General features: G+C 70.7%; 6 protein-coding genes and 1 tRNA gene. 5 read left to right on the top strand and 2 right to left on the bottom strand.

From position 1 onward, the window contains the following. The first annotated feature begins 36 nt into the window (after nucleotides 1-36). Nucleotides 37-115: transfer RNA gene (locus tag PD653B2_RS23775), tRNA-Gln, on the top strand. Between the two features lie 2 nt (nucleotides 116-117). Here the strand turns inward: PD653B2_RS23775 and PD653B2_RS23770 are convergent. Then, entirely contained in the window at nucleotides 118-939 is an 822-nt protein-coding gene (locus tag PD653B2_RS23770; protein ID WP_085874905.1) for a patatin-like phospholipase family protein, read from the bottom strand. A 181-nt stretch (nucleotides 940-1120) separates the two neighbouring features. Between PD653B2_RS23770 and PD653B2_RS23765 the strand changes: the two genes are divergently transcribed. The 4 genes from PD653B2_RS23765 to PD653B2_RS23750 all read left to right on the top strand — a co-directional run bounded on the left by PD653B2_RS23765 (nucleotide 1121) and on the right by PD653B2_RS23750 (nucleotide 7104). Next, entirely contained in the window at nucleotides 1121-2938 is a 1818-nt protein-coding gene (locus PD653B2_RS23765; protein WP_085874904.1) for an AMP-dependent synthetase/ligase, read from the top strand. Between the two features lie 122 nt (nucleotides 2939-3060). Next, nucleotides 3061-4605, top strand: coding sequence for a bifunctional UDP-N-acetylglucosamine diphosphorylase/glucosamine-1-phosphate N-acetyltransferase GlmU (gene glmU, locus PD653B2_RS23760; protein ID WP_085874903.1), 1545 nt, complete (start codon nucleotides 3061-3063; stop codon nucleotides 4603-4605). Between the two features lie 13 nt (nucleotides 4606-4618). Continuing rightward, nucleotides 4619-5590: a ribose-phosphate diphosphokinase gene (locus PD653B2_RS23755; RefSeq protein ID WP_085874906.1), complete on the top strand. Its 972-nt coding sequence runs from the start codon at nucleotides 4619-4621 to the stop codon at nucleotides 5588-5590. A gap of 50 nt (nucleotides 5591-5640) precedes the next feature. Beyond that, on the top strand, nucleotides 5641-7104 hold the full coding sequence (locus PD653B2_RS23750) for a SulP family inorganic anion transporter (RefSeq protein WP_414689180.1): 1464 nt from the start codon (nucleotides 5641-5643) through the stop codon (nucleotides 7102-7104). A gap of 56 nt (nucleotides 7105-7160) precedes the next feature. Here the strand turns inward: PD653B2_RS23750 and PD653B2_RS25235 are convergent. Then, nucleotides 7161-7394 (bottom strand): HNH endonuclease signature motif containing protein (locus PD653B2_RS25235; protein WP_165763598.1); only part of this gene is annotated, 234 nt, incomplete at its 5' end.

Raw genomic sequence — 7394 nt, 5'->3', positions numbered from 1 at the left:
CCGCCGCGCCGGGCGGGCCCTATCGTTGTCCGCCTATCCCCGGTTGGTCTGCCGGCAGGGCCCGCCTGACTTTGAATCAGGACTAGCGACGTAGGTTCGACTCCTACCCGGGGAGCTTCACGCCGCCGGCCCGGTGTCGGTACGGCGGGTCGCCAGCTCGGCACCGATGCGCAGACCCTGCTCGTAGGCCGGCGGGTACACCTCGCGGGCGCGCTCGTCGTCGAAGAGCGCGAGCGGGTGGTACCCCGCGAGCCGGGCCATGGCGCGGTCCGGGCGGATCAGCGTGATGGTGCTCTCAGGGTGTCGCGCGCGCCACCGTCGCAGCTCCCGCTCCAGCAGGAGCCCGGCCGTCTGCCCCACCGGGCCCAGCACCACCCCGGCCAGCGGGGCGACCACGATGACCTGGTCGGCCTCCGCGGCGGCGTCGACCGACGTCGCCGACCACATGCCCCCGTCGACGTAGAGCCGCCCGTCGACGCGATGGGGCGGGAGCAGCCCGGGCACCGCCGAGGAGGCGGCGACCAGGTCGGCCAGCGGGTACCTGCCACCGTCGAGGATGTGCCGGCGCTGGGTCCTGAGGCAGACGGCCGACACCGCCACCAGCGGATGCCGCTGCTCGCCGAACAGCTGCCGGGCCAGGTCCGCGAGCACGCCGTAGCGCCGGCTGGGGACCTTCGGCGAACGGAGGGCCCGGAAGTCGTCGTACGACAGGCCCAGGGCCATGGCCGACGCGGTCCAGGAGCCGGCGGACGTGCCGAGCGAAGGCGCGGTGGCGACCGGCACGCCCGTCGCGGCCAGACCGGCCGCGACGCCTGCCGTGTAGGCGATCCCGAAGACGCCGCCTCCGCCGTACACCATCGCCAGCGGGTGGCGGGCAGCCACCAGCGCCGGGAGCCCGTCGAGAGCGACGCTCCCACTCTGGCTGTGGTGGTGTGCCATCCGATCACCTCGGGCGTGAGTTCCATCCACATCCTCGGGTGGGCACGGATCCGCCAGTAGTGCCCTTGGACACGTGCGGTCGGGACTTCCAGTCAGGGACCCAGTCCGTGACCTAGTGCTCTACTGCGACGCCCCTCCGGGAGGCAGGCTGGAAGCACCCGGCACGGACGGAGGCTGCGTGATGGAGAGGACCGGCGCCCTGGTCCAGGCCACGACGGTCGCCCGGATGTTCTACGACCGGGTGGCGGCCACGCCCGACGCGGAGGCCTACCGGTTCCCCGAGGGCGGAGCATGGTCGTCCGTCTCCTGGCGGCAGGCCGGGGACACGGTCACCACCCTCGCCGCGGGGCTGCTCGCCCTGGGCCTGGAGCACGAGGGCCGGGTGGCGATCGCCAGCAACACCCGCATCGAGTGGATCTACGCGGACCTCGCGATCACCTGTGCGGGCGGCGCGACCACGACCGTCTACCCCTCGTCCGGGGCGGAGGACATCGCATTCATCCTGGCCGACAGCGGCTCCCGGATCGTCTTCGCCGAGGACGACACCCAGATCGACAAGCTCCGCGAGCAGCGCGCCCACCTGCCCGACGTGCAGTGGGTCGTGACGTTCGACGGCACCGCCGACGGCGAGTGGGTCCTGGGTCTGGAGGACCTGCGCGAGCGCGGGGCGCGCCACCTCGCCGTTCACCCGACCGCGGTCGACGACGCAGTCGGCGGGATCGAGCCCGAGCACCTGGCCACCCTGATCTACACGTCCGGGACCACGGGACGACCCAAGGGCGTCCAGCTGCCGCACCGCTGCTGGACCTACATCGGCGCCGGTGCCGCGTCGCTCGACATCCTCTCGCGCGACGACCTGCAGTACCTCTGGCTGCCGCTGTCGCACTCCTTCGGCAAGATGCTCGAGGTGGTCCAGCTCGAGATCGGGTTCTCGACGGCGGTCGACGGCCGGATGGACAAGATCATCGAGAACCTCGCCGTCGTGCGACCCACCTTCATGGCCGGGCCTCCCCGCATCTTCGAGAAGGTGCACGCGAAGGTCGTGCAGACCATCGAGGAGGAGGGCGGCATCAGGGGCACGCTGTTCTCCTGGGCGTTCGGCGTCGGCGACCGGGTCGCGCAGGCGCGGCTGGCGGGCCGACAGCCCGGCTTGGCCACCCGGATCGAGCACTCCCTGGTCGACCGCCTGGTGCTGTCGAAGATCCGGGACCGTCTCGGCGGCCGGATCCGCTTCCTCATCTCGGGCAGCGCAGCACTCTCGCCGGAGGTGGCCGCCTGGTTCTACGCGGCCGGCCTGCTCGTCCTCGAGGGCTACGGACTGACGGAGACCAGCGCCGGTGCCTGCATCGTCCGCCCCAGCGACCCGGTCTTCGGGTGGGTCGGCGCCCCGATCACCGGCACCGAGGTGAGGACCGCCGAGGACGGAGAGATCTTCGTGCGCGGACCGAGCGTGATGCGTGGCTACCACAACCAGCCCGAGGCGACGGCCGAGGTGCTGGACCCCGACGGCTGGCTCGCCACCGGCGACATCGGGGAGCTCGACGACCAGGGTCGGCTGCGGATCACGGACCGGAAGAAGGACCTGATCAAGACGTCGGGTGGCAAGTACATCGCGCCCCAGCCGATCGAGGGGCTGTTCAAGGCGCTGTGCCCGCTCGGCAGCCAGATCGTGGTGCACGCCGACGGCCGCAACTACGCGACGGCCTTGATCACGCTGGACGCCGAGGCGCTGGCCCAGTGGGTCGAGGCGCGCGGTGTCGCCGCCTCCGACTACGCCTCCCAGGCGGCCGACCCCGCGGTCCGCGCCTACGTCCAGCAGTGCCTCGACGAGGTCAACAGCCGGCTCAACCGCTGGGAGACGATCAAGGGCTTCCAGGTCCTCGACCACGATCTCTCGGTCGAGAGCGGCGAGCTCACCCCCAGCATGAAGGTCCGGCGCAAGGTCGTCGAGGCGAGGTACGCGCCCCTGCTCGACTCGATGTACGCCGCGGCGACCTGAGCGATGGAACCTGTGAAACCATGCGTGCGTACTAGCCATCCCCGGCGAGCCCATCAGGTGGGACGAGTGGGTCGCTCGTGAATCAGGGCCAGCGACGTAGGTTCGACTCCTACCCGGGGAGCATGAGTAGTCAGCTGACCGTGATCGTGCTCGCCGCGGGTGGTGGCACCCGGATGAAGTCCAAGACGATGAAGGTGCTGCACCCGATCGGGGGTCGCAGCATGATCGGACACGTCCTGGGCGCCGCTCACTCGATGGACCCCGACCGGGTCGTCGCCGTGGTCGGGCACCAGCGCGAGCAGGTCTCGGCGCACATCCAGGGGCTCTACCCCGATATCGTGCTCGCGGTGCAGGACGAGCAGCTCGGCACCGGCCACGCCGTACGCATGGCGGTCGAGGCGGCGGGCGACCTGACCGGCACCGTGATCGTCGCGTACGGCGACACCCCGCTGCTCGAGGGCGGGTCGCTGCGGGCCTTCGCGGCCGAGCACGAGGCCGCGCAGCGGGCGGTGAGCATCCTGAGCGGCATCGTGGCCGACCCGTTCGGCTACGGGCGGGTGCTGCGCAACGACGAGGGTGACGTCGAGGCGATCGTCGAGGAGAAGGACGCGACGCCCGCGCAGCGCGAGGTCCGCGAGATCAACTCCGGGATCCTGGCGTTCGACGCGGAGTTCCTGGTCGGGGCGCTGCCGCGGATCGGCAACGACAACGCCAAGGGCGAGTACTACCTCACCGATACGATCGCGATCGCGCGTGAGGACGGCCTGACCGTCGGGGCGCACCCGATCGACGACGTGATGCAGACCGAGGGGGTCAACGACCGGGTCCAGCTGGCCCGCCTCGGTGCGGAGCTGAACCGCCGGATCGTCGACGGCTGGATGCGTGAGGGCGTGACCGTGATGGACCCGGCCACCACCTGGATCGACGCCGACGTCGTGCTCGCCGCCGACGTGACGATCCTGCCCGGCACCCAGCTGCTCGGCGCCACGAAGGTCGACGAGGACGCGGTGATCGGCCCGGACACCACGCTCAAGGACTGCGAGATCGGCACGGGGGCGCGGGTCGTACGCACCCACGCCGAGCTGGCGGTGGTCGGCGGCGGGGCGAACGTCGGCCCGTACTCCTACCTGCGACCCGGCACGAAGCTCGGCGCGGGCGGCAAGATCGGCGGCTTCGTCGAGACCAAGAACGCCGTGATCGGCGACGGCGCGAAGGTGCCGCACCTGTCCTACGTGGGCGACGCGGAGATCGGCGAGGGCACCAACATCGGCGCCGGCACGATCTTCGCGAACTACGACGGGCTGAAGAAGCACCGCACCACCATCGGCAAGCACGCGAAGACGGCGTCCAACAACACCTTCGTGGCCCCGGTCGAGATCGGTGACGGCGCCGCGACCGGCGCCGGGACCGTCGTACGCGAGGACGTCCCGCCGGGGGCCCTCGCCGTGTCGGCCGGTCCGCAGCGCACGATCGAGGGCTGGGCGCTCGCGAAGCGGGCGGGCACGCCCCAGGCCGAGGCCGCGCGGGCCGCGCTGGACGCGCAGGACGGCGCCGGAGGAGACATCCCTCACGGCGCAGCGGACGCAGGCGTGGACAGAGTTGGGCAACCCGGCTCGCGAGGGGCAGAATCCTCACGGCACAGCCCTGCGGCGACCGAGGAGCAATAGCGACGTGACCGGGATGAAGAAGACCACCGAGAAGAATCTGATGGTCTTCAGCGGACGGGCCCACCCCGACCTCTCCGAGGAGGTGGCTTCCCTCCTCGGCACGGACCTGGTGCCCCAGTCGGCCTACGAGTTCGCGAACTCGGAGATCTACGTCCGCTACGAGGAGTCGGTCCGCGGCTGCGACGCCTTCGTGATCCAGAGCCACACGGCTCCGATCAACGAGTGGATCATGGAGCACCTGATCATGGTCGACGCCCTCAAGCGGGCGTCGGCGAAGCGGATCACCGTCGTGATGCCGTTCTACGGCTACGCCCGCCAGGACAAGAAGCACCGCGGCCGCGAGCCGATCTCCGCCCGGCTGATGGCCGACCTGTTCAAGACCGCCGGTGCCGACCGGTTGATCACCGTCGACCTGCACGCCGACCAGATCCAGGGCTTCTTCGACGGGCCGGTCGACCACCTGATGGCGCTGCCGATCCTCGCCGACTACGTCCGCGAGAAGTACGGCAGCCAGCAGCTCGCCGTCGTCTCGCCGGACGCCGGCCGGATCAAGGTCGCCGAGCGCTGGTCGGCGCGGCTCGGGGGTGCGCCGCTGGCGTTCATCCACAAGAGCCGGCGCACCGACCGGCCGAACGAGACCGTCGCCAACCGGGTCGTCGGCGACGTGTCCGGCCGGATGTGCGTGCTGGTCGACGACATGATCGACACCGGCGGGACGATCGTGAAGGCCGCCGAGGCGCTGATGAACGACGGCGCCGCCGGGGTGATCATCGCGGCGACCCACGCGATCCTCTCCGACCCCGCGGTCGACCGGCTCAAGAACTCGTCGGCCGTCGAGGTCGTCGTCACCAACACGCTGCCGCTCTCGCCCGACCGCGAGTTCGACAAGCTCACCTGCCTGTCGATCGCGCCGCTCGTCGCGCGCGCCATCCGCGAGGTGTTCGAGGACGGCTCCGTCACCTCGATGTTCGACGGGAACACGTGACCCGGACCTGCGGCAGCAGGCAGCATGGTGACGAGCGGGCTCCGTCGGTACTGAGCGCCCTGCGGTCGCCGAGGCTGCTGCGGACCGAGGTCCTCGCCGGCCTGGTCGTCGCGCTCGCGCTCATCCCCGAGGCGATCTCGTTCTCGATCATCGCCGGGGTCGATCCCCGCGTCGGCCTCTTCGCATCGTTCACGATGGCCGTCTCCATCGCGTTCCTCGGCGGCCGGCCGGCGATGATCTCGGCGGCCACCGGGGCGGTCGCCCTCGTCATCGCGCCGGTGATGCGCGACCACGGCTACGACTACCTGATCGCGACGGTCCTGCTGGGTGGGGCCATCCAGGTCCTGCTCAGCGTCGCCGGGGTGGCGAAGCTGATGCGCTTCATCCCGCGCTCGGTCATGGTCGGCTTCGTCAACGCGCTGGCGATCTTGATCTTCGCCGCCCAGCTGCCGCACCTGGTCGACGTGCCGTTCCTCGTCTACCCGATGACCGCCGTCGGCATCGCCGTCATCGTCGGTCTCCCACGGGTCAGCCAGGTGGTGCCCGCGCCCCTGGTCGCGATCGTGGCGCTGACGGGCTTCATCGTCCTCGCCGGGCTCACCGTCCCGGACGTCGGCGACGAGGGCGAGCTCCCCGACAGCCTGCCCAGGTTGTTCCTGCCCGACGTCCCGCTCGAGCTGGAGACGCTGAAGATCGTGGCGCCGTACGCGCTGGCCATGGCGCTGGTGGGCCTGCTCGAGTCGCTGCTGACCGCGAAGCTGGTCGACGACATCACCGACACCCGCTCCGACAAGACCCGCGAGGCGTGGGGCCAGGGCGCCTCCAACGTGATCACGGGGCTGTTCGGCGGCATGGGTGGCTGCGCCATGATCGGCCAGACGATGATCAACGTGAAGGTGTCGGGTGCTCGCACCCGCATCTCGACGTTCCTCGCGGGTGTCTTCCTGCTCCTCCTGGTCGTGGGGTTCGGCGACGTGGTCGCGATCATCCCGATGGCCGCGCTGGTCGCCGTCATGGTGATGGTCGCGGTCGGCACCTTCGACTGGCACAGCGTCCGGCCCGCCACCCTGCGCCGGATGCCGAAGTCCGAGACGGCCGTCATGCTCGCGACCGTCGCGGTCACCGTCGCGACCCACAACCTCGCGATCGGTGTCGCGGTCGGCGTGCTCGTCGCCATGACCCTCTTCGCCCGACGGGTGGCGCACCTCACCGAGACACGGCGGGACCTCGTCGAGGACGAGGCCGGGGAGGTCACCGCGGTCTACACGGTCACCGGCGAGCTGTTCTTCGCCTCGAGCAACGACCTCTATACGCAGTTCGACTACGTCGAGGACCCCGACCGGGTGGTCATCGACCTCGGCGCGTCCCACATCTGGGACGCCTCGACGGTCGCCTCCCTCGATGCCATCACCACGAAGTACGAGCGCAAGGGCAAGGCGGTGACGATGGTCGGTCTCGACGAGGCGAGCGCCGAGCGCCACGGCCGGCTCACCGGCGAGCTGTCCGCTCACTGAGCTGCGTGGGGGCATGGGTGTGACCCCGCGGGCCGGTGGCCGGCGGGGTCGGTGGGTCAGGTATGTCGTTGGTGGGTGAGGTCGTTGAGGTAGACGTGCCCGTGGGGGCTGGTCCACACGAAGGTCCGGGGTGCGGTGCGTTCGTAGGTCCAGCCGCCGTGGGTCTTGAGCCGGTGGTGGTGGCGGCAGAGCGGTGCGAGGTTGCACGAGCAGGTCGGACCACCCTGGTCGTAGCCGATGATGTGGTCGGCGTCGCAGGACGGTGAGGATCGGGTGCAGTGCGGGAACAC

It is taken from the genome of Nocardioides sp. PD653-B2, assembly GCF_002117935.1.
In the GTDB taxonomy this organism is placed as follows: Bacteria; Actinomycetota; Actinomycetes; order Propionibacteriales; family Nocardioidaceae; genus Nocardioides.
Note: the sequence above shows the minus strand (reverse complement) of the source record. Positions and strands in the feature narration are given on the sequence as shown.

Bases quoted from the DNA above. Each gene is read 5' to 3' on its own strand.
- PD653B2_RS23765 (WP_085874904.1), top strand. From the start codon at position 1,121: ATGGAGAGGACCGGCGCCCTGGTCCAGGCCACGACGGTCGCCCGGATG.
- glmU (WP_085874903.1), top strand. From the start codon at position 3,061: ATGAGTAGTCAGCTGACCGTGATCGTGCTCGCCGCGGGTGGTGGCACC.
- PD653B2_RS23755 (WP_085874906.1), top strand. From the start codon at position 4,619: ATGAAGAAGACCACCGAGAAGAATCTGATGGTCTTCAGCGGACGGGCC.
- PD653B2_RS23770 (WP_085874905.1), bottom strand. From the start codon at position 939: ATGGCACACCACCACAGCCAGAGTGGGAGCGTCGCTCTCGACGGGCTC.